The sequence below is a fragment of the Brevibacterium limosum genome, from assembly GCF_011617705.1.
In the GTDB taxonomy this organism is placed as follows: domain Bacteria; phylum Actinomycetota; class Actinomycetes; order Actinomycetales; family Brevibacteriaceae; genus Brevibacterium; species Brevibacterium limosum.
This window is the reverse complement of the sequence record NZ_CP050154.1, coordinates 2,445,513-2,466,534: the sequence shown is the minus strand read 5'-3', so window position 1 is coordinate 2,466,534 and position 21,022 is coordinate 2,445,513. Positions and strand designations below refer to the sequence as shown.

The following is a 21,022-nucleotide window of genomic DNA, read 5'->3' as shown; positions in this document are numbered from 1 at the left end:
ACAGTGTGGTTAGCCTGCCCTTAGTCAACTGATCGCCACTTCACTCAAAGGACCACCTCGATGACCGGTTCCGCCACCTCTGCCGAGGCGAAACCGCATCCCGACACCAGTCATTCGACCGGTGGGAGCCTGCGGATCAGACGAGTGCTGGGACTGGTCGCGGCGATCGTCACGCTCATCGTCGTGGTCGCAGCGTCCTTGGCCATCGGCGCGCGGGATATGCCGATCTCGGAAGTTTTCGGAGCCTTCTTCGCACCCACCGGAAGCGACGATCAGCTCGTCGTCCTCGAACTGCGCCTGCCGCGGACCGTGCTCGGCATCCTCGTCGGCATGGGACTGGGTCTGGCAGGCGGGCTCATCCAAGCTCTGACTCGCAATCCCTTGGCCGACCCGGGCATCCTCGGCGTCAACGCCGGAGCCTCCCTGGCGATTACGATCGGGGTCGCATTCTTCGGGATCTCTTCGATCACCGGGTACATCTGGTTCGCCTTCGGGGGCGCCCTCGTCGCCACTGTCGGCGTCTATGTCATCGGGTCCGCGGGCCGCAGTCGCACGGTCGATCCGATCCGCCTTATTCTGGCCGGAGTCGCCGTCGCTGCTGTGCTCACCGGGCTGACCAAAGCGATCCTGCTGACCAACGAACGTGCCTTCGACGCCTTCCGGTCCTGGGACGTCGGCGCGATCGCCGGCCGTGACTTCGATACGATCACCGCGATCCTGCCGTTCATGATCATCGGCACGGTGCTCGCGCTGGCACTGTCCCATTCACTCAACGCAGTCGCCCTCGGCGACGACCTGGCCGCCAGCCTCGGCACCTCGGTCAACCGCACCCGAGTGCTCTCCATCCTCGCGGTGACCCTTCTGGCCGGAGCCGCTACGGCCGCTGCCGGACCGATCGGATTCATCGGCCTGATGATTCCGCATATCGCCCGGTGGATCGTCGGTCCCGACCAGCGGTGGATCCTCGGCTACTCACTCGTTCTCTCACCCATTCTGCTCCTGGCCTCGGACGTCATCGGCAGAGTCGTGATGAAACCCGGCGAACTCCAGGTCGGAGTCGTCACCGCGTTCGTCGGCGCTCCGGTGCTCATCGCCCTTGTCCGCCGGAAGAAGGCGAGCGGCCTGTGAAGACCACCAACCTTGCGGTCACCGACCGCAGCCTCACTGCGTACCCGCATGCACTGCCGGGGGAGAAAGTCGACTTCGGCCGTCCCATGGTGCGCGTCTTCGGATTCCGCATCGACCTGCGGGTCGTCATCACCGCAGGAATCATCACTCTACTGGCATTGGCCTGCGGGTTCGCCGGTCTCATGCTCGGCAAGTTCTCGCTGACTCCGACCGAAGTCTTCCAGGGACTGTTCGGTGCCGCGGAGAAGCGCATCGTCAACACCGTAGTCGGGGAGTGGCGGGCACCGCGCATCATCGCCGGAATCGTCCTCGGGGCCGGACTCGGAGTCTCCGGAGCGGTATTCCAATCGCTGACGCGCAACCCTCTCGGCTCTCCCGACATCATCGGTTTCTCCACCGGTGCCTACACCGGCGGCATCGTCACGATCATCGTCTTCGGCACGAGCTTCGTCTCCACTGCGGCAGGAGCGATCATCGGCGGGCTCCTCACCGCAGTGGTCGTCTACCTGCTCACGTGGAAGGGCGGTGTCCAGGGATTCCGGCTCATCATCGTGGGAATCGCTCTGACGGCCATGCTCAATGCCTTCAACACCTGGCTGATCATGCGCGCCGACCTTGAGCTCGCGATGGCTGCTGCCACCTGGGGCGCCGGCACCCTCAATGGAATGGGCTGGTCGACGATCGCCCCGGCAGCTGTGGCCACGATCGTCCTCGGACTCGCCTGCGGTCTCTTCGCCAGAGACCTGGGAACCTTGGAACTCGGCGATGACACGGCGAAGGCCCTGGGCGTACGCAATGAGCCCATCCGAGCCGTGCTCATCGTCATCGCCGTCGCTCTCGTCGCCATGGTCACAGCCGCCGCCGGGCCGATCGCCTTCGTCGCCTTGGCCGCCCCGCAGATCGGACGGCGGATCGCCCGGGCGCAGGGCACCAGCCTGCTGACCTCTGCGGCGGTCGGAGCACTGCTCCTCGTCGGCGCTGATCTCATCACCCAACATGCTTTCGGTGACATCCAGCTGCCCGTGGGCGTGATCACAGTGAGCATCGGCGGCATCTACCTCATCTGGCTCCTCATCCAAGAAGCTCGGAAGGCATCATGAGCACTCCCTCCACCGCCGGCGCATCTTCACCGCTGATCGCCGAGAACCTCGATCTGGCCTATGACCAGCGCCAGATCGTCAACGATCTCGATGTGAGCATTCCGGACGGAAAGTTCTCCATCATCGTCGGTCCCAATGCCTGCGGCAAGTCGACCCTTCTGCGGGCCCTCGCCCGGCTGCTGCCGCCGGCGAAGGGCGCAGTGCTGCTCGACGGGAACAACATCGCGAAGATGAAGACGAAGAAGATCGCCCAACGGCTGGGCCTTCTCCCGCAGTCGTCCATCGCCCCGGAAGGGATCACGGTCGCCGAGCTCGTCTCCCGCGGGCGTCATCCCCACCAGTCGTTCCTGCGCCAGTGGACCGACGCTGATGAAACCGCGGTGCTGTCGGCGCTGCGGGCGACGAACACCGAAGAGCTGTCCTCACGACTCGTCGATGAGCTCTCCGGCGGTCAGCGCCAACGCGTCTGGGTAGCCATGGTGCTCGCCCAGGAGACCTCCCTCCTGCTGCTCGACGAACCGACGACCTTCCTCGACGTCGCTTACCAGATCGAGCTGCTCGACCTGTTCTCGCAGCTCAACCACGAATACGGGCACACGCTCGTCGCCGTCCTCCACGACCTCAACCAAGCATGCCGGTACGCCGATGAGATCATTGCGATGAAGAACGGCGCAATCGTCGCTCAGGGACCGCCGGAGACGATCATCACCTCGGAACTCGTCCAAGAGGTGTTCGGCATCGAATGCACGGTCATCGACGATCCGGTCACGGATGCTCCGATGATCGTGGCAGGAGCACCGAAGAAGACCTTCGCCCAGCGGTGAGCCGAAGAGGACCGGACGACTACGACTGAGTCTGATCCGGATGCGGTGCCGCCTCGGTGACGGCGTTCGATTCGCCCGAGGTCCTATGGCCTGTGAACAGTGCTCTGGCGCCGATGACGACGGCGACGACGATCCCTCCCCAGATCGCGCCGAGGATGAGGGAGAAGAACGTATTGACCAGCCAGCCGAGGAATCCGCCGATGGCCGCGATCGCGGCGACGGGTTCTTCGAGGTGGTGGACGAAGCCGTAGAGTGCGTGGAAGCCGAGTTCATCGATGCCGACGAGGATGATGTGGCCTCCGACCCATAGCATGGCGAAGGTGCCGACGACGGAGAGCAGCGCGAGCAGCTTCGGCATGGCTTCGACGAGGAACCGACCGAACTTCTGCTGTCCGGGGGAGTCCTTCTTCGCCATGTGCAGACCGATGTCATCCATCTTCACGATGAGCGCGACGACACCGTAGACGCCGACGGTGATCGCAATGCCGACGACGGCGAGGATGACGGCACGGCTGGTCAGGGACTCACCGGCCACCTCGTTGAGGGCGATGACCATGATCTCGCAGCTGAGGACGAAGTCGGTGGTGATGGCCGACCGGACGACCTTCTTCTCCGCTGCTGCGCCATCGGTCGTCTTCTCAGCGGCGGGGGTCTCCTTCTCGTGGTGAGCAATCCACCCGAGCTTCTCACCGACCTTCTCTGCACCCTCGAAACACAGATAGGTGCCGCCGATCATGAGCAGCGGGGTGAGGAGCCAGGGCAGGAACTGGCTGAGCAGCAGGATGACCGGCAGAATGATGACGAGCTTGTTGAAGAGCGACCCCAACGCGATGCGCTGGATGATCGGCAGCTCGCGTTTCGGGTCCACTCCTTCGACGAACTTCGGCGTCACTGCCGCATCATCGATGACGACGCCCGCAGCTTTGGCGCCGGCGCGTGAGGCACCGGCGGCGACATCGTCGAGGCTGGCAGCTGAGAGTTTGACGATCGCGGCGACGTCGTCAAGGAGTGCGATCAGACCCCCGGCCATCTACCGACCGCCGAGCTTGTGGGTGGCGCCCGGCGGCTGACGATGAAGATCGCCGAGGTGGTTCTCGCCTGCGTCGAAGAGGTGCAGACGGTCGCCGTCGGCTTCGACTCGCCTGGCCTTGGGAACCCATGTGAGCATTCCGGGGGCGGCTTTGAGCGTCATGAGCGAGGATCTGATCATCACGCCCTCGGGCTCGGTCGACCATGAGGTCACGAGGTTGTTGGCGCCGTCGCTGCCGCGCAATGAGCCGTCCTCGGAGAATTCGAGGAAGGCTCGTTCGTTCGTCTCGGCCACCCAGCGGCCGATGAGTTCCTGTGTCATTTGTCTTCCTTCTCCAGTCCGCCGATGACTTTCCCATTGCTGTCCTTGACCTTCATGACATCGCCTTCGATGGTGGCTGTCGACGCCTTGCTCAGCCAGGTGTCGACGCCGGCGCATGCTTTCTGCGTCGACATGAATGAATCGATGACGATCTCATCGCCTTCGGCTTTCCAGCTGGTGACGATCGCATTGCAGCCGTCAGAACCTTCGAGGGAGCCGTCGTCAGCGAATTCGAGGAACGGGTCGCCCTTTTCCGGCGAGGTCCATCTGCCGGTGGGGTCCGGCTCGGAGGCGTCTTCGCTGGGGGACGCAGTTTCGGTGGATTCGGTGGGAGCGGGGGAACTGGGGTTCCGTGGGTCGACGCCGGTGTCGCAGGCCGCCAACGGCAGCGTGAGTGCGAGGGCGGCGAGTCCGAGCGCGAGTCTCGAGGCAGGTCTCGCAGCGGCCAGGGTGCGAAGCGTTGTGTGGTTCGGCATGTCCCTGATCATAACGGCACCGTTTCCGAGGCCCCTGGAAGAACACAGGACGGCTTGTGAGCCTCGACTTCTGTAAGTTGTGTTCACCTGCGACTCTGATGGTTCTTGCAATGCGTCGTGACCAAACCGTAATCTTTCACACGGTTGGAAAACTGACACCGAAGACATGGACCGTCCGGTTGCGGCGAAGCGTGTTGCAGGGGTCGGGCAATCGAAGCATCGACAACGATCAAGGGAATCAACCTTATGCAGAAGAAACTCGTGCAGAGTTCGCTGGCAATCAGTGCCGCAGCGGCGCTGGGCCTGAGCGGCGCGCTCGTCGCCTCACCGGCGATGGCCGACAACGCTCCGCAGAAGCTGGACCTCCAGAGTGAAGCTCACGTCCAGAAGGCACTGTCCGGTATCGAAGGCGTCAACGCCTACGGCACCGAGGGCGGCGAGCTCAGCATCGGCGTTGCCAAGAAGACCGACGATATCAAGAAGCTCGAGAAGCAGTACCAGAACATCAAGGTCACCGAGGGCGTCAAGGAACTGAAGCCCTACGCGAAGAACGACCTCGTCGGCGGTGCCGGCTACCTCGTCAAGGCCGGCGAGAGCGGCGGAGCCTGCTCGACCGGTTTCTCCGGCTGGGACGGAGACGGCAAGCCCGTCGTCCTCACCGCCGGACACTGCTCGAAGATCATCAACGAACAGACCAATGACTTCGACGGTGACACCACCGTCGACCAGACCGAAAAGCCTTCGACCTCTGAGGCCAACGGCGGAGAAGGCTTCCAGGCTTCCGGCGACGGCGTCATCGGCAAGTGGGGCTTCCACAACTTCGGCGGCGACCTGCTCGAAGGTGCCGACCAGGACAAGTGGCCTGAGCCCAGCGAGTCCGACATCGACTTCGCAGTGATCAATGTCGACGAGTCGAAGTACAACGTCAAGAACGGCATCACCGACTGGTCCACCGCCGATGAGGACGACCTGGCCAAGTCGACCACCGAGATCACCGACGTCGGTGAACACAAGGAAGGCGCGATCAGCAAGTCCGGTCGTACCACCGGTAAGACCGAAGGCGAGGTTCTGCCGCGCTCGGAATACGACTTCGACTACCAGAACGTCGGCGGCCGCTGGGTTCACGGATTCGGTGTGACTACTCCGATCGACAAGCCCTTCTCGCAGCCGGGAGACTCCGGCGGCGGCGTGTATCAGGGCAGCACCGCTGTCGGTGTCATCTCCGGCGGCGGCGACCTCGACGCGAACACGTCGTTCACCTGGGTTGCCGACCTCGATCATTCGCTCGAGGAGTCCGGCACGGACTTCAACCTCGAGAAGCCGGGCGAGGAGACCCCTGAGGCTCCTGCGGCTCCGAAGGCCGAAGATCAGACCATCGAGCCCGAAGGCAAGATCAAGGGCAAGGCCGAGGCCGGCGCCGAGGTCGAGGTGAAGTGGGAAGCCGCTGAAGACGAAAAAGGTGCCCAGGTCAAGACCCAGGCTGACAAGAATGGTTCTGAAACCGCCAAAGCCGACAAGAATGGAAACTTCTCGGTCGAAGGGCCCGAGGCAGAGGGCGACTACAACGTCACTGCGGCTGCGACCGTTGACGGAGAGAAGTCCGAGCCGACCGAGTTCGATGTGACCGTCGAGAAGGACGAATCCGAGACCCCTGCTCCTGTCGAGCGTGAGATCAGCGTGGACCCCAAGGAGATCGCGGCTTCTGACTTCGTGAAGGAAGACAAGGGCGTGACGATCACGGTCAAGGGCTTCGATGAGGGCGAGAAGGTGACTCTCGAGGTTGCCAACGGACCCGAGGGCGTCGAAGGCATCGAGCTGGATGAGACCGCGAATGAGAACGGCGCTGCCGCCTTCTCGATCTACGGCACCAGTGCCGAGAACGCCGAGGCCTACCTCGGTAAGTACGACGTCGAGGTCGCTGGCGCCAACGACACCGAGGATGAGTCGGCACTGACCGGTTCGTTCGAGGTTGTTGCTGACGAAGACGGCTCCGGTGGCGGAAGCGGCGGCGACGATGACGGCAACAACGACGACGGCAATGCCGATGGCGGAGCCGGCGACGGAAATGACGATGATGGAAACGGTGACGGTGGGTCTGACCTGCCTCGCACCGGTGCCGAGCTGACGGGCTTGGCTGCCGGAGCCGGACTGCTCCTCGTGGGCGGAACCGCAATCGTTCTGACCATGCGTCGCAAGAACAACAACTGAGTGCAGTGAGGCTGACCGTCTGACGGTCTGCTGAACGCTTACTGACGAAGCCCCCGGTCTCTGACCGGGGGCTTCGTCAATTCATGACAGCGATGACGTAGGGGATAGCAGCAAGGGCCTTTGTACATCTGGTGAAGTTTCGTACATTAAGTTCACAGTTTTCGACGTACTTTTTTGGTAGTCCCTGAGTGCGGCCCGTAACCTTATCGTGACTTAGGTCATCAACTTGTGACATTGATCCCTCAGAACAGAGAGACAACAACTTATGCAGAAGAAACTCGTGCAGAGTTCGCTGGCGCTGGCAGCAGCGACAGCACTCGGCCTCGGCGGCGCATTCGTCGCGGGGCCCGCGGCGGCTGATGCGCCGAAGACCCTTAAAGTCCAGACCGAGGCGCAGATGCAAGAGGCCGTGGACACGTATCTTGCTGGTGACGACGGTAAGCTCCCCGAAGAGATTGGGCAGATCGGGTTCAAGGCGAATACCCTCCACATCGGAGCAGTCGAGAAGACCGCCGCTGTCGAAGAACTGGCAAAGAAGTACGGCAACGTTGACGTCCAGGTCGGTCCGGAGTTTGCCTCGTTTGAGGCGCAAGGGAAGAGGGACCTCGTCGGCGGTGCAGGTTATATCACCAAAGCTCCTCATGGGCCCGAAGGTGCGGGCGGAGCTTGCTCAACCGGATTTGCTGGCTGGGATAGGAGTGGCAATCAGGTCGTCATTACAGCAGGACACTGCGCCGAAGAGCTTGACGACGACGCTAACTCCCTTGGTGAGGCTCCACTTTGGGACATGGAGCTGCCATCCAGTGCTGAAGCGGCCGGTTCAGAGCAGTCTGAGCTAGCGGGCGTTGGGGCACCAGGCAGCTGGGGCAAACACCAGTTTGGCTATGTATCTGATGCCGATGCGCCTCCCGTCGGAAGCGAAGCGGAAGCCATTGATATTGCGAGCATCAATGTTGCAAGCGGTTTCACTACAAAGTCTGAGGTCACCACCTGGGACGACTCGGCAATCGAGGCCGAGGACCTCTCGTTGAAAACGGTTCCTGTCAACACGATCGGGAACCCCACCAGAGGTGCGGCTGTTACAAAGTCAGGACGGACCACTGGGGTTACCCAGGGAACAGTTGCTCCTGCCGAGGGTGAGCTGGATTACGCAAACGTCAGTGGCCATCTGGTTCATGGCATGAAGGTTCTCCCTGACGGTGAGGCGTTCTCAGCTCCGGGCGATTCAGGGGGAGCTGTCTATCAGGGTGAAACCGCTGTCGGTGTCATCTCGGGCGGAAACGGCTCGTTTAGCTGGGTTTCCGACCTCAAATACTCGCTTGATCAGGCAGGCATCGATTTCCAGCTGACCAAGCCGGATGACGGCAACGATGATGAGAACGCTGACGCTCAGGCCGACGGCGAGAACGCTGACGCTCAGGCCGACGGCGAGAACGCTGACGCTCAGGCCGACGGCGATGAGGTGAACGCCAACTCCGATGAAAACGCCGACAACAACGGCAGCTCGTCGGCTGAAGGTAACGACGCGAACGAGGACGCCAAGGGCAACGCTGACGGCGGCTCCGCAGCTGATGGCAAGGACTCCGATGGAGCCGACAACGCCGACGGCACGGATGATGAAGCTGATTCCGACTCTGACGGTGACGAGAAGCCCGAAGCTCCCAAGGTCGGAGACCAGACGGTCGTTGAAGGTGGAAAGATCACCGGCAAGGCTGCTCCGAATGCTGAAGTGAAGCTGACCTGGAAGCCTGCTGGCGCCAACGCCGGTTCTGCTCAGGCCGCACCTGCCGAGGGCACCGTGACTGTCAAGACCGACGCTGACGGCAACTTCTCCGCTGAGGCTCCTGCCGAAGCTGGCGACTACAACTACACCGCAGTCGTCAATGCGAATGGTCAGACTTCTGCTGCAACCCAGTTCGTCGTGACTGTCGAGGCTGAAGAAGCCCCTGCCGAGCGCAACCTGACTGTCGACCCGAAGGAAATCTCCGCTTCGGACTTCGTGAAGGAAGACAAGGGCGTGCAGATCACCGCTGAAGGCTTCGAAGAGGGCGAGCAGGTCTCCCTCGAAGTCGTTGCCGGTCCGGACAACGTCGAGGGCATCACTCTCGAGGAGACCGCCGACGCTGACGGAGTCGTCGGCTTCTCGATCTACGGCACCAGCGCTTCGAACCCCGAGGCTTACCTCGGTAAGTACGACCTCGAGGTCACCGGAGCCAATGACACCGAAGACGAAGAAGCCCTCACCGGCTCATTCGAGGTCGTTGCCGACGAAGACGGTAACGGTGGCGGCGACGATGGTGACGACAACGGCAACGATGATGGAAACGGTGACGGCGGCGGATCTGATCTGCCTCGCACCGGTGCCGAGCTGACCGGCCTGGCCGCCGGAGCCGGACTGCTCCTCGTCGGTGGAGCCGCTGTTGTTCTGACCATGCGCCGCAAGAAGAACAACTGAAAACACCTCTGGCGGTCACTCGATGACTGTCTGAGCGAAGGTGCCCCTGACCTGATGGTCAGGGGCACCTTCTCCTCATTTGACGAGTAATCGGGTTGAGTAGGGCGTCATACTCATGCGCTTAGACTAATCGGAGTGCGCTCACCGCGATTCAGAGCAGATACGCGATGACCATGGCACGCCCGACGAAGGAGTCCAACCGTGAGCCTTGAAGATGATCCGTTTGACTACCAGATCACCAAATCTGGGGTCCTCCTCATTCGCCGAGGCGGCCGTACCATCATGGAACTCGGCGGGAAAAAGGCTGCCGCGCTCATCCCCAAACTCGGCCGCCATGACGACACCGATCAGCAACTATTGGCCCGGGCAACGGGAAACTACCGGCACGGCAACGAACGGCGGTCCGGACAGCACTGAGGCTGGCTGGACGTTCGTTCAGTTGTTGGTACTGTATGTGATATGAGTCAAACGACCGCCAGTGAATTCTCCCGCGCCACCGCAGTCACCCGACAAAGCGACCACCGTTTCACTGCCGAGCTCGACGCCGGCTGGAAAGTCGCCGGCGCCGTCAATGGTGGCTACCTCCTCGGAGTGGCCGGTCAGGCTCTTCGTGCCGTCAACCCGAATACTCCGGATCCGCTCGTGGTCTCCACCTTCTATCTCGGACCCAGCACCGAAGGACCCGTGGACATCAACACACGCACACTGCGCGAAGGTCGATCAACGGCGAGCTACAGCATCGAACTCTTCCAGAACGGGGCACCGACGATCTCGGCGATGGCCACGATGGGCAACCTCGGCGAGCTTCCTGATGATGTCGGCACCACAGCTACTCAGCCCCAGCTGCCACCACCAGAGGAATGCGTCAGCGTCGCCGAAGCCAGCGAGGACTTCAAGAAGGCGGCACCGCTCATCGAACGTTTCGATATGCGCCTGGATCCCGCCACCGCAGGATTCGCGGTCGGCAAACCCAGCGGGCGCGGAGTGCTGCAGGGGTGGATTCGGTTCATCGACGGGACGGACCCGGATCCGCTGTCCCTGCTCACGTTCTTGATTCCTTCCCGCCAGTGATGTTCGACCTCGGTCGTTTCAATTGGGCACCGACGATGGAACTGACAGCGCATGTTCGCGCCCTGCCCGCGCCCGGTTGGATCGGCGCACGGCTGTCCACGCGGAACATCGCCGGCGGAATGTTCGAAGAGGACTGCGAACTGTGGGACTCGGACGGTCGCCTCGTGGCTCAGTCACGGCAGTTGGCGCGCCAGCCTCGCGGCTGAAGCGACGATGACGGCGGATAACCGACGATGACGCTCATTGAGCGTCATGTCAGTGGGCTGCTCTAGAGTCAGAGCAATACCTCTCCGTCTGTGAAAGGACCACGCTCATGGCGTCTCTGTCTTCTCTGAGCATCACCTTCGACTGCCTCGATGTGGAAGCACAATCGATCTTCTGGGCGGAACTTCTCGGCGCCGAAATCGATCCCGGCGCCAATGAATTCGTCGCAAGCATCGGGGGAGTCCACAACGCAGAATCAGTGACCCCGGGGATGCTCTTCCTCAAGGTCGACGAACGTGCGGAGGGGAAGAACCCACTGCATATCGACCTCGACGACCCGCACTATCCCGCAGATGTCGACCGTGCCGTCTCCTTGGGTGCGCAGAAGCTCGCGTCCTTCGATGAATACGGGATCGAATGGACGACCTTGAAAGATCCCGAAGGAAACCTCTTCGACATCGGCCGGCGAAAACTAGACTGAACGTTACGCACGTGGTTTGCCAAACAGGCCGTCTGCATGATCAGAGAGGCTCAGTATGACCCTGCCATTGACCGACCCGAGCAACGCTCCGAGCGAACGCCATGGACTGGAAGAGTTCCTCGACTACTTTCGACAGGTGGTCAGACGCAAGGCCTATGGGCTCACGCCTGACCAGCTGAACCACACCGTTGCCTCATCGTCACTGACGATCGGCGGCATCCTCCGACATCTCACACTTGTCGAAGAGAGCTGGTTCGTTGAAGTGCTGCAGGGCAAAGAGCTGGGCGAACCGTGGTCGAGCGTCGATTGGAACACCGATCGCGATTGGGATTTCGAGTCCGCCGCTGGGATGACTGCGGAAGAACTCCTAGTTGTCCACGAACAGTCATGTGAGGTCTCCCGTGGAATCCTCGCCGAGGTGGTCAATCTGGACACGCGCACCGAACGGTGTGACAGCGACGGAGAGAAGTTCAACGTCCGGTGGGTCCTCATCCACCTCATCGAAGAGTATGCCCGGCATGCGGGCCACGCCGACCTCCTCCGCGAAGACATCGATGGTGAGATCGGCGACTGAGTCGCGGGCCTGCAACAGCAGCTCGATCAAATAGGCTGGGAGGTATGACGAACACTCCGCCGACCGGCACCGAAACTGCGCCGAAGCGACCCAAAGCGCTCATTCCCCTCGACCTGATCCGCGGTTTCCTCATCGGCAGCGCCGAACTCGTCCCCGGAGTCTCCGGCGGAACCATCGCCCTGGTCACCGGAGTCTACGACCAACTCATCGACTCCGCCGCCCACGTCGTCTCGGCAGCAAAGACCCTGGTGGCAGGACCGAACCGGGTGGCAGGTGCGATTGCTGAACTGCGGCGCACTGACTGGTTCCTCGTCATCCCCGTTCTGCTGGGAATGGCCGCCGCGGTGTTCACCATCGCCGGTGTCATGGAATCTTTCGTCACCGGCAACCCCGAACTCTCCCGCGGACTGTTCTTCGGCCTCGTCGCCGCCAGCATCGCCGTGCCGCTGCGGATGCTGCCGACACGAACCACGCGTCAGCCTGCCCTCCTCGGTGTGCTGGCTTTCATCGCCGCAGCCGCTCTCGCATTCTGGATGACGAGTCTGGCCGGCGGGGCCGATGTGGAGAACCCGCCGCTCATCGCCGTCTTCTTCGTCGCCTCGATCGCCATCTGCGCACTCGTCGTTCCCGGAGTGTCCGGATCATTCTTCCTCTTGGCAGTCGGCATGTACTCGACCACATTGCGCGCCGTCGACTCCCGCGACTTCGGGTACCTCGGCATCTTCCTGCTCGGCGCGATCCTCGGCCTGGCCGTCTTCGTCAACATCCTCAAATACTTCCTGCACAACCATCGGCGGTGGACACTCATCGTCATGGCAGGACTGATGTTCGGGTCTCTGCGTGCACTCTGGCCCTGGCAGTCGGCCGCCGAGATGGGAGCTGACGGCGAAGAACACGGAGCAGGTGGCCTGCTGGCTCCCGTCGACCCGGTGCTCGGTCCCATCCTTCTCGCAGTCCTCGGCGCGGCCGTAGTCGTCATCCTCATCGTCGTCGAAGCGAAGTTCGCGTCCTCAAAGAATAAGACCAATGGAGCCGACTCCACCGTGGCGTGAGCGCAACAGAGTTTGTGCAAATTTCTTTCAAGATCCATTCAGAAAACGGTCAGCGCACACTAGGGTGAGAGAGCTGAATCACTTTCATCATCTCTGACCGGATTTCTGGAGACACATGCGTCTGCACACCCTGACTTCGTCCACACTCGCCCTTGCTCTTATCGTAACCGGGCCCGCAGCGGCCTCGGCGACCGGCCTCGGTGCCGCCGAGGCTCCCGTCGATGCCAATGCGGCGAAGACCGGGGAGCTGACCCTATTGGCGACGACCGACGTCCACGGCAACGTACTCAACTGGGACTACTTCGCGAACAAGCCCTACCCGGAAGGGGAGGAACTGGGCATGTCCCGAGCCTCGACGCTCATCAAGGGAGTACGTGAGGACAAAGGCGCAGAATCCGTGCTCCTCGTCGACAACGGCGACACCATCCAGGGCAACCCCTTGGCCTACTATTTCGCCAAACAGAAGCCGATCACGACAGGCGGCCAAACGCACCCACTGGCCAAGACCTACAATCACCTGGGATACGACGCACAGGTCGTCGGCAACCATGAATTCAACTATGGCCTCGATCTGCTCTCCACATACGACGATCAGCTCGACTTCCCGCTGCTCGGCGCCAATGTCATCGACGACGCAGACGGCCAGACGCATTTGGACCCGTACGCGATGGTCGACAAACAGGTCGATGGTCAGACGATCACCGTCGGTGTCCTCGGCGTAACCACCCCCGGCAGCCGAATCTGGGACAAGAACAACCTGTCAGGAAAGGTGCACTTCGACGATCCCGTCGAAACTGCTCAGAAGTATGTCCCCGAGATGAGGCAGAAGGGAGCGGACGTCATCGTCGTGCTCTCCCACTCGGGCAAGGATCCGAAGGGACAGAGCTGGGATCCGGACGAACTGCAGGAGAACGTCAGCACCTCCGTAGCGAAGGTTCCCGGTGTCGATGTCCTCGTCGCCGGGCATACCCACCAGAACGAACCCAGCCAGGTCGTGTCCCGCGACGACGGCAGCCAAGTGCTCATCACCCAGCCGAACTACTGGGCCCGTTCGGTCTCCGAGGTGGGGCTGCCGATCAATCTCGATACTCACCACGTCGACTGGGGCGAGACCGAGCCGCACGCGGAGGCGCTGGCCACCCAGGGCGACATCGCGGAGGACCAGGAGATCAAGGACCTCGTCGATGAGCAGCACCGGACCACGATCGACTACGTGAATACGAAGATCGGATCGGTGACCGAAACCCTGTCGGCGAAGACCTCCTATTACGAGGACACCGCGATCCTCGACTTCATCTCCCACGTTCAGACGGAGACGGTGCAAGAGGGACTGGAGGGAACAGACTATGACGATCTCCCCGTGATCTCTCAGGCCTCGCCCTTCAGCCGCACTGCAGAATTCCCGGCCGGTGACATCACGATCCGCGACGTCGCAGGCCTCTACGTCTACGACAACACGTTGTCCGGAGTCGAGATCAACGGTGCCCAACTGCGTGACTACCTCGAATACTCAGCACGCTATTTCAAACAGACTGAGGAAGGTGCTGACTTCGACCCGGTCGACGGCACCAACGCGATCGATGAGGCTTCCGACGTCCCGATCCCGGATTACAACTATGACGCTCTGGCCGGAATCGACTATGACATCAATGTCTCCAAACCAACCGGTGAGAGGATCGAGAACCTCAAACAGGCCGACGGGAGCGAAATCGGAGACGGTGACCGGTTCATTCTCGCCATCAACAACTACCGCCAGTCCGGTGGAGGCGGCTACCCGGTCGACGGACTCAAAGAGGTCTACAACGAACAGGTCGAGGTGCGCCAGGCCCTCATCGACTGGGCTGAGGAGAAACAGATCGTCGACCCCGCCGATTTCTTCGACGCGAACTGGCAGGTCGTCACGAGCAGTCGCGCACCGGGCGGAGGCGATGACGACGAGTCCGATGCCAGTGGGTCCTCGGATGCCTCGGGCTCCGGAAGCGCCGGAAGTTCGGACGGGGACGACAACGCCGGCGAAGCCACAGCCGAGGACGACGGTTCGACGAACGGCTCCTCTGACAGTGATGCATCGGATGGCAACGCTGACGGCGGTGACGCCGACGACTCGGCAACCGGCGCCAGCGGTGACGCCGACGATGCGTCAGCCGGCGCCGGCGGCAGAGCCGATCTGCCGCGGACCGGTACCGAACTCGCCACAAGCATCGGCATCGCTGCCGCGATCATCGCACTCGGTACGGCATTGGTGCTCTCCACACGTCGCCGTCGCAGCTGAGTGACTGTCGGCAACCCGCGGGACGCAGCGACTTGAAGGTCGACCAGATGACCGGTCTGCGTGCAACAGGTATCCCTCGGCGCCGACTCACGTAGAGTGAGAGAGACAGCAGTCAGCTCTGAAGAAGGAGAGAGTCAAGCATGGCCAACACAGCATTTCAGGGATCTCCGGTCAAGACCGTCGGCGAACTGCCCGCCAAGGGCGAGCAGGCTCCGGCCTTCAGCCTCGTCGGTGGCGACCTCGGTGATGTGAACTCACAGGACTACTCGGGCAAGCGCGTGGTACTCAACATCTTCCCCAGCCTCGACACGGGTGTGTGCGCCGCCTCGGTGCGCAAGTTCAACGAACTCGCCGCTGGCCTGGAGAACACCACCGTTCTCTGTGTGTCCAACGACCTTCCGTTCGCCCAGGCCCGCTTCTGCGGTGCCGAAGGCATCGAGAACGTCGTAACGGCCTCGGGATTCCGCAGCTCGTTCGGCAAGGACTTCGGTGTGACCATGGTCGATGGTCCGCTCGCCGGTCTCCTCGCACGGTCCGTCGTCGTCCTCGATGAGAAGGGCACCGTGACCTACACACAGCTCGTCGACGAGATCACCACCGAACCCGACTACGACTCTGCGATCGCAGCTGTGGGAGCCTGATCTCCTCTCCGCGGGCCGAAGCCTCAACCCGCGAAGAACGAACCGGGTGGGACGCGTGTACGTCCCACCCGGTTTTCTCTGTCGAGAATGAGTGGCGATTGCGACAGGCACAACGGCAGCCGATAAACAGCTCGTGGCGAAGCTCTCACATGTCGACGACGGTGATCGGCAGAGCATAGTCGATGCGGGCGAGTTCTCCGCCGCTTGTGGTGATGCCGGGGATCATGTCCTTCGGTGCCGGATGGTCACCGAGTGCGTCCAAATAGACCTTGTGCGCCTCGAGCGATCGCACACCACGGTCGACGTGCTCGGCGGTGAGGGCCACGGCATGTGTGGGCTGGGCACCGTTGACGAGCAGCCGATCGGCTTTCCATGCTTCGAGCCCTTCGTCCTTGAGGTCGGTGAAGACCCAGGGATTGTCGGCATCGCGGATGGCATCGACCGTGGCGACTCCAGCATGGCGATGATCGACATGATTGAGCCCCCACTGCACCTGAAGATCGAAGGCCGTCACCACAACCGCATTCGGACGGAACTCGCGGATCTTCCGCGCAATCGCCCGACGCAGCTCGATAGTGGGTTCCAGCAGACCATCCGGGAAGTCGAGGATCTCCAGATCGTCGACGCCGACGATATTGCATGCCCGACGCTGCTCCTCGGCGCGCAACGGTGCAACTTCCTCCGGGCTCAAGTCACGGATACCTGCCTCCCCCCGGGTGAGCAGGAGATACGCAACCTCCTTGCCCTCATCGGTCCACTTCGACACTGCGGCCGACCCTCCGTATTCCATATCGTCGGGATGGGCGACCACGCAGAGCACACGGTTGATATCAGAGTCATCGAAAAGCGGGATCTCAGTCATGACTCCAGGCTAGGCGGCGGTCTTCAGTTGCGCCAGAGAGCGGGGACGAATCCGGTCTTGGGTACGATATGGATGACCTACCGATCGAGTGAAGGCAGACAATGATGAAGAGATCACTCGTAGCGGTGACGCTGGCTCTGGGGCTGACCCTCAGCGGGTGTTCGGCGTTTCGGGTCAGCAGCTCCGACGAGGCCGGCTCGAAGCCCGCGAACGTGGGCATCGGTGACGGGCAGTCACCTTCGCCGACAGCAACCGGTCCGACGATTCCCCACGGCATGAGTGAGACAACCGTTGACCTGGGCGGAGAATGTCCCGTCGAGGTCAGCCTGGCACTGAGCGCGGACTTTGCCGATGGGTCCGGATACGACGGATACCGGCTCTATACCGCCGAGTCCGGGACGATCATCACTGTCAACTGCTTCGAAGACGATGACTCTTCACCTCAGGACTTGGTGGAGAAGGCGCGGGAGAGAATGTTCAGCACCTCGGGATCGTCGTTGGGCAGTGAAACCACGGGACCAGTCAGCGGGGGAGAGTACTGGGTCTTCCACGGCTCGCTGGCCCCCGACGATATGCGCGCAGTCGATCAGGAAGATTCCGTGATCTTCGGCGCCGTTGCTGGTGTGTCCGTCGACAGCCGACTGTTCAAGGTCAGCGTCGACATGCTCGCTCAAGCCGATGACACCGAGGCTCAGGTCCAGTTCCGTCAGATGCTGCCGACGGTTCGCTTCGGCGATCAGGTGCTCAAGGCCCCAGACCTGCGCTGAGGCTGTCGGTCCCCTGACATGCGTTTGAGCAGTTCCCTGGCCGCAATCCTTCCCGCCCTGGTGGCACCGACGGTGGAACTGGCCGATCCGTAGCCGACGAGGAAGAGCCGGGGGTCGTCTTTGACGGCGACCTCAGTTTCCATAGCGATCCCACCGTCCGGTGTGCGCAGGTGCAAAGGCGCAAGGTGTTTGAGCGCGGCCCGGAACCCGGTGTTCCAGAAGATCACGTCGACCTCTTCGACACGGGATTCGTCGAACGGTGCCCAGGACTCGGGCACTGCCAGGTGGTCGCTGGCTGATGGCCCCAAGCCCTCCGAGGTGGTCGGCTGTTGGGTGTCGCCGAGCCCGGGGAAGTGGACCGCGTGGGGAAGGATGCGATCGAACATGCCTCGGGAGACCAGAACTCCGGAATCGATCCCTTCGCGGAATTCTCGACGGATCGGCAGTCCCGTGGTTCGCACGACGCTGGCCGGGGCCAGCCCGGACAGAGTTCGTTCGCGGACGGCTCGCTCGACTTCGAGGCCCCATTGGCCGTCGAATTCTCTGGACGTGAAATTCGGGGGACGGCGTGTGGACCACAGCGTGTCGGTCACCTCGGCGAGTTCGAGGAGAAACTGCGTGGCGGAGATTCCGCCGCCGACGACGAGCGTGCGCAGTCCGCGGAAGTCCTCGACGTCACGGAAGTTCACGGTATGCAGCTGGTGGCCTTCGAACTCGGCGATGCCGGGGATGAAAGGGACGTAGGGCTGAGTCCAGGTGCCGGTTGCATTGATGAGGAAGTCGCTGGAGAGCGACACATGTTCACCGTCGATTGTGGCGGTGATGGTGAAGCGACCACGTCCGGGTTCTTCGGAGCGGACGGTGCTCACTTCAGCCGGGCGGATGACGCAGAGTTCGAGCTCGCGTTCGAACCGGGAGTAGTAGTCGGAGACGATCTGCGAGGCGGGCACGGTCGGGTCGGGACGGCCAAGAGGGAATCCGGGCAAGTCGGAGATATGGTTCGTGGAACCCAGGGTCAAGGAGTCCCACCGTTCTCGCCAGGCTCCACCAGGTCCGTCTCCGGCATCGAGGATAATGAAATCCTTACCCGGTGCGAGTCCGTCGCGCCACAGGTAGTGTGCTGCGGACAGTCCGGCTTGGCCTGCGCCGATGATGACGATAGGCCAGTGAGAATCGATCAGGAGCTCGTTGATTCGGCACACCATGGTGACATTGTTTCAGGTTTCTGAAGTCAAGGTCCTAGTGTCTGCGCCGAGGCGTTGTGCTGTCACGTTCTGGCAGATAGATACAGGCTGTCATCGGGCGGATTGGGCGCAGTCGGGTCCGTGGGGATTGGAGTAGCAATCGTCGTCGACGAGGTAGCGGTGATAGCGGTAGACATCTATGCCGATACTGTTGCTGGCGACGTGGGCGAAGCCGTCGATAGGAAGCCAGGGGCCGCCATCGACGGAGAATTCTCCGCTGAATGTCGCTGTCATCGATGCCGACACATTGCCTGATTCTTGGTATTCATGTCCGATCTGCGGGGTGCCGCCGGGCAGTGGTTTCGCGCCTTTCGCAGTGGTTGTCGTGCCCGAGCCGTCTCCGAAGTCCCAGTTGAAACGCTCCGGCGTGACTTTGACTTTGACTGCGTAAGTCAGCAAGGTCATGTCGATATAGCTGACGTCGGTGTCGGTCCAGAAAGCTGCCGGCTTGCCGACGACAGCCCAATCCTTAGGCCAGGCGTAGATTGTGGGAGCTGGAATGTCGAAGTTCTGGAACTGCGATTCCGGGATGCGCGTCGGGGGATCCGGTCGGGCCGGAGCCCCGCCGCCTCCACCGCCTCCACCACCCGGTCCGGGCTCGCTCACGCACAGATGGCCGACGTCCTCCGTTGGGCAGTCGGGAAGTCCGCCACCGCCCCCACCGCCGGCGCCGCCTCCGCCACCGGAACCTCCACCGTCGTTTCCGCCGCCAGAGCCGCCGCCTCCGGTGCCACCACCCCCTCCAGAGCCGCCACCGCCAGGAGGAGGCTTGGGTGCCGGAGGCTTCACTGCTTCGCACCCGCTTGTGTCGCCGATGGTGCAACCCGGTGCTGCCAATGCCGGTACCGGAGCCGCGAACAAGCAAATGGCGACAATCGCGAAAGTAAGGATGGTGTGGGAAGCCATTTTGGCTAGCAACGTCGTTCCCAGAGAGTTTGCTGGTCGACTTTCCAGCTACCGTCATCCTGTTGAATCGTGTGTTGCATAGTCACTTTTCCATCAGGGTTCAAAGTCGGCGATTGCCCCGCCGGGGTCATCGTCCACTCTGTGGTGTCAACACAGAAATTCACTAGGACCGATGCAGGTTCTGCTGAGTCCTCCTGCTTCGTGACATCAAATATTTCGACCTTTAACGGTTGGATTTGGCCTTCAAATGTCGCTTTCTCGGAAGCTATAGATTTGGCTTCTGCCTGAATTGACTTAAGTGCATCGCCAGACGCGAACTGGGGGAAATCGCTCGCTACTTTGGTTTTCCCTGAATATGCGTCATTGATATTTTGGATGAAATCATCGAATGCCACCAGCGCTCCCTCGACGGCCTCCTTTTCCTCTCGATCGAGGTCGAGGTCGGTGTCGTAATCGGGGATGGCCACCTCGGTGGATTCATCTGTGGAACCGTCGTCGGGCTGTCCTTCGGGAATGGTCGACGTCGGCGCAGCTACTGGTGAATTGTCGGCACAGCCGACGACCGAGACCAAACTCAGTGCGGCGAAAACGGCAACGAATATTTGGGCGGGTCGACGACACGGTCGGGACGATCCAGTTCTCATTCCACGCCTCTGTGGTCTGCAACTGCGGCGCGGCCCCGTCGGCCGACACCCGGATTCCCTACATTATTCGACAGGAACGCTTTTTAGAACAGGCGAAGTCGAATCTGTGGATAACTCACGCCCGAGTGCGCGGAAGCAAATGTGCCTCGGCGACAGTCTCTACTTGTTCGCTGCCTTTGCCGCCTTGGCCGCAGCCTTCTGCTGTTTCTTGAAGGCGCGCACCTCTTGCAGAGTGACGTCGTCGACGACATCGGCGATCGAACGGCGAGCCTCCGCGTCACCGTAGTCACCAGCTGCCTCCTGCCAGCCCTCGGCCTGGAGTCCGAACTGCTTGCCGAGCAGCGCCAGGAAGATCTTGGCCTTCTGATCACCGAATCCGGGCAGCTTCTTCAGCCGTTTGAGGACCTCAGCACCGCTGGGGTCACCATCAGTCCAGATCGCCTCAGCATTCCCGTCGTATTCGTCGACGATGGCCGCCGCCAGCTTCTGCACCCGTCCGGCCATCGACTTCGGGAACCGGTGAACTGCAGGAGACTGGGCGAAGGTGTCGAGGAAATCATCCGGATTCATCTCTGCGATCTCGTCGACATCGAGCTTGCCCAGTCGTTCGGCCAGCTTGGCCGGCCCCGCGAAGGCACTCTCCATGGTCACCTGCTGATCGAGCAGCATCCCGACGAGCAGAGCGAAGCGGTCTTCGGCCAACAGTGCATCGGCCTTCGGATCTCCAGACAGGAACAGTGAAGTCATGGCTCTATCTTCGCA

At 61.9% G+C, this 21,022-nt stretch carries 20 protein-coding genes and 1 pseudogene; 13 read left to right on the top strand and 8 right to left on the bottom strand.

Features of this window, described 5'->3' with window-relative positions:
• Positions 1-60 precede the first annotated feature (60 nt).
• From GUY37_RS11085 to GUY37_RS11075, 3 genes are all read left to right on the top strand, one after another.
• Positions 61-1,128, top strand: coding sequence for an iron chelate uptake ABC transporter family permease subunit (locus tag GUY37_RS11085; protein ID WP_208094671.1), 1,068 nt, complete (start codon positions 61-63; stop codon positions 1,126-1,128).
• An 86-nt stretch (positions 1,129-1,214) separates the two neighbouring features.
• Entirely contained in the window at positions 1,215-2,228 is a 1,014-nt protein-coding gene (locus GUY37_RS11080) for a FecCD family ABC transporter permease (RefSeq protein ID WP_166829658.1), read from the top strand.
• Positions 2,225-3,052, top strand: coding sequence for an ABC transporter ATP-binding protein (locus GUY37_RS11075; RefSeq protein ID WP_166825522.1), 828 nt, complete (start codon positions 2,225-2,227; stop codon positions 3,050-3,052). The genes GUY37_RS11080 and GUY37_RS11075 overlap by 4 nt, the downstream gene beginning before the upstream one ends.
• Positions 3,053-3,071: 19 nt before the next feature.
• On the opposite strand, the gene GUY37_RS11070 is transcribed toward GUY37_RS11075, so the two are convergent.
• Genes GUY37_RS11070 through GUY37_RS11060 form a run of 3 tightly spaced genes read right to left on the bottom strand, consistent with a single transcriptional unit; the run spans position 3,072 to position 4,879 of the window.
• Positions 3,072-4,082 carry a DUF808 domain-containing protein gene (locus GUY37_RS11070; protein ID WP_166825520.1) on the bottom strand — a complete coding sequence of 337 codons (1,011 nt, stop codon included), beginning with the start codon at positions 4,080-4,082 and terminating at the stop codon, positions 3,072-3,074.
• A complete protein-coding gene (locus tag GUY37_RS11065) occupies positions 4,083-4,403 on the bottom strand; it encodes an META domain-containing protein (RefSeq protein WP_166825518.1) in 321 nt (106 codons plus the stop codon).
• Positions 4,400-4,879 carry an META domain-containing protein gene (locus GUY37_RS11060; RefSeq protein ID WP_166825515.1) on the bottom strand — a complete coding sequence of 160 codons (480 nt, stop codon included), beginning with the start codon at positions 4,877-4,879 and terminating at the stop codon, positions 4,400-4,402. Before GUY37_RS11060 ends, GUY37_RS11065 begins: the two co-directional genes overlap by 4 nt.
• 246 nt (positions 4,880-5,125) lie before the next feature.
• Here GUY37_RS11060 and GUY37_RS11055 point away from each other — a divergent pair, with 246 nt between their 5' ends.
• The 9 genes and pseudogenes from GUY37_RS11055 to tpx all read left to right on the top strand — a co-directional run bounded on the left by GUY37_RS11055 (position 5,126) and on the right by tpx (position 15,837).
• A complete protein-coding gene (locus GUY37_RS11055) occupies positions 5,126-7,087 on the top strand; it encodes a S1 family peptidase (RefSeq protein ID WP_166825513.1) in 1,962 nt (653 codons plus the stop codon).
• A gap of 265 nt (positions 7,088-7,352) precedes the next feature.
• Entirely contained in the window at positions 7,353-9,542 is a 2,190-nt protein-coding gene (locus GUY37_RS19215; protein WP_228278147.1) for a S1 family peptidase, read from the top strand.
• Positions 9,543-9,743: 201 nt separating this feature from the next.
• Positions 9,744-9,959: a hypothetical protein gene (locus GUY37_RS11045; protein ID WP_166825510.1), complete on the top strand. Its 216-nt coding sequence runs from the start codon at positions 9,744-9,746 to the stop codon at positions 9,957-9,959.
• A gap of 42 nt (positions 9,960-10,001) precedes the next feature.
• Positions 10,002-10,819 (top strand): annotated as a pseudogene (locus tag GUY37_RS11040) (thioesterase family protein).
• 107 nt (positions 10,820-10,926) lie between these two features.
• Positions 10,927-11,298, top strand: a complete 372-nt coding sequence (locus tag GUY37_RS11035; protein WP_166825507.1) for a VOC family protein — start codon at positions 10,927-10,929, stop codon at positions 11,296-11,298.
• 55 nt (positions 11,299-11,353) lie between these two features.
• Positions 11,354-11,872, top strand: a complete 519-nt coding sequence (locus GUY37_RS11030) for a DinB family protein (protein ID WP_166825504.1) — start codon at positions 11,354-11,356, stop codon at positions 11,870-11,872.
• Positions 11,873-11,916: 44 nt separating this feature from the next.
• On the top strand, positions 11,917-12,924 hold the full coding sequence (locus tag GUY37_RS11025) for a DUF368 domain-containing protein (RefSeq protein WP_166825501.1): 1,008 nt from the start codon (positions 11,917-11,919) through the stop codon (positions 12,922-12,924).
• A gap of 115 nt (positions 12,925-13,039) precedes the next feature.
• Positions 13,040-15,196, top strand: coding sequence for a bifunctional metallophosphatase/5'-nucleotidase (locus GUY37_RS11020; RefSeq protein ID WP_166825498.1), 2,157 nt, complete (start codon positions 13,040-13,042; stop codon positions 15,194-15,196).
• Positions 15,197-15,336: 140 nt separating this feature from the next.
• A complete protein-coding gene (gene tpx / locus GUY37_RS11015; protein WP_152347947.1) occupies positions 15,337-15,837 on the top strand; it encodes a thiol peroxidase in 501 nt (166 codons plus the stop codon).
• Positions 15,838-15,982: 145 nt separating this feature from the next.
• Here the strand turns inward: tpx and GUY37_RS11010 are convergent, their stop codons facing one another.
• Positions 15,983-16,699 carry a PIG-L deacetylase family protein gene (locus GUY37_RS11010; protein ID WP_166825495.1) on the bottom strand — a complete coding sequence of 239 codons (717 nt, stop codon included), beginning with the start codon at positions 16,697-16,699 and terminating at the stop codon, positions 15,983-15,985.
• A 101-nt stretch (positions 16,700-16,800) separates the two neighbouring features.
• Between GUY37_RS11010 and GUY37_RS11005 the strand changes: the two genes are divergently transcribed.
• Positions 16,801-17,466, top strand: a complete 666-nt coding sequence (locus tag GUY37_RS11005) for a hypothetical protein (protein WP_166825492.1) — start codon at positions 16,801-16,803, stop codon at positions 17,464-17,466.
• On the opposite strand, the gene GUY37_RS11000 is transcribed toward GUY37_RS11005, so the two are convergent.
• The 4 genes from GUY37_RS11000 to GUY37_RS10985 all read right to left on the bottom strand — a co-directional run bounded on the left by GUY37_RS11000 (position 17,436) and on the right by GUY37_RS10985 (position 21,007).
• Positions 17,436-18,671, bottom strand: coding sequence for an NAD(P)-binding domain-containing protein (locus GUY37_RS11000; RefSeq protein ID WP_152347950.1), 1,236 nt, complete (start codon positions 18,669-18,671; stop codon positions 17,436-17,438). The genes GUY37_RS11005 and GUY37_RS11000 overlap by 31 nt on opposite strands.
• 90 nt (positions 18,672-18,761) lie before the next feature.
• The gene (locus GUY37_RS10995) at positions 18,762-19,316 is read right to left on the bottom strand and encodes a hypothetical protein (RefSeq protein ID WP_166820673.1); all 555 of its coding nucleotides are present in this window, start codon (positions 19,314-19,316) and stop codon (positions 18,762-18,764) included.
• A 305-nt stretch (positions 19,317-19,621) separates the two neighbouring features.
• The gene (locus GUY37_RS10990; protein ID WP_166825489.1) at positions 19,622-20,260 is read right to left on the bottom strand and encodes a hypothetical protein; all 639 of its coding nucleotides are present in this window, start codon (positions 20,258-20,260) and stop codon (positions 19,622-19,624) included.
• 159 nt (positions 20,261-20,419) lie between these two features.
• Entirely contained in the window at positions 20,420-21,007 is a 588-nt protein-coding gene (locus GUY37_RS10985) for an HhH-GPD-type base excision DNA repair protein (protein ID WP_166825487.1), read from the bottom strand.
• Positions 21,008-21,022: the final 15 nt, after the last annotated feature.

Bases quoted from the DNA above. Each gene is read 5' to 3' on its own strand.
- GUY37_RS11055 (WP_166825513.1), top strand. From the start codon at position 5,126: ATGCAGAAGAAACTCGTGCAGAGTTCGCTGGCAATCAGTGCCGCAGCG.
- GUY37_RS11010 (WP_166825495.1), bottom strand. From the start codon at position 16,699: ATGACTGAGATCCCGCTTTTCGATGACTCTGATATCAACCGTGTGCTC.
- tpx (WP_152347947.1), top strand. From the start codon at position 15,337: ATGGCCAACACAGCATTTCAGGGATCTCCGGTCAAGACCGTCGGCGAA.
- GUY37_RS11005 (WP_166825492.1), top strand. From the start codon at position 16,801: ATGATGAAGAGATCACTCGTAGCGGTGACGCTGGCTCTGGGGCTGACC.
- GUY37_RS11020 (WP_166825498.1), top strand. From the start codon at position 13,040: ATGCGTCTGCACACCCTGACTTCGTCCACACTCGCCCTTGCTCTTATC.
- GUY37_RS11030 (WP_166825504.1), top strand. From the start codon at position 11,354: ATGACCCTGCCATTGACCGACCCGAGCAACGCTCCGAGCGAACGCCAT.
- GUY37_RS11080 (WP_166829658.1), top strand. From the start codon at position 1,215: ATGGTGCGCGTCTTCGGATTCCGCATCGACCTGCGGGTCGTCATCACC.
- GUY37_RS11025 (WP_166825501.1), top strand. From the start codon at position 11,917: ATGACGAACACTCCGCCGACCGGCACCGAAACTGCGCCGAAGCGACCC.
- GUY37_RS19215 (WP_228278147.1), top strand. From the start codon at position 7,353: ATGCAGAAGAAACTCGTGCAGAGTTCGCTGGCGCTGGCAGCAGCGACA.
- GUY37_RS11070 (WP_166825520.1), bottom strand. From the start codon at position 4,082: ATGGCCGGGGGTCTGATCGCACTCCTTGACGACGTCGCCGCGATCGTC.
- GUY37_RS11065 (WP_166825518.1), bottom strand. From the start codon at position 4,403: ATGACACAGGAACTCATCGGCCGCTGGGTGGCCGAGACGAACGAACGA.
- GUY37_RS10985 (WP_166825487.1), bottom strand. From the start codon at position 21,007: ATGACTTCACTGTTCCTGTCTGGAGATCCGAAGGCCGATGCACTGTTG.
- GUY37_RS11035 (WP_166825507.1), top strand. From the start codon at position 10,927: ATGGCGTCTCTGTCTTCTCTGAGCATCACCTTCGACTGCCTCGATGTG.
- GUY37_RS11075 (WP_166825522.1), top strand. From the start codon at position 2,225: ATGAGCACTCCCTCCACCGCCGGCGCATCTTCACCGCTGATCGCCGAG.
- GUY37_RS11060 (WP_166825515.1), bottom strand. From the start codon at position 4,879: ATGCCGAACCACACAACGCTTCGCACCCTGGCCGCTGCGAGACCTGCC.
- GUY37_RS11000 (WP_152347950.1), bottom strand. From the start codon at position 18,671: ATGGTGTGCCGAATCAACGAGCTCCTGATCGATTCTCACTGGCCTATC.
- GUY37_RS11085 (WP_208094671.1), top strand. From the start codon at position 61: ATGACCGGTTCCGCCACCTCTGCCGAGGCGAAACCGCATCCCGACACC.
- GUY37_RS10990 (WP_166825489.1), bottom strand. From the start codon at position 20,260: ATGAGAACTGGATCGTCCCGACCGTGTCGTCGACCCGCCCAAATATTC.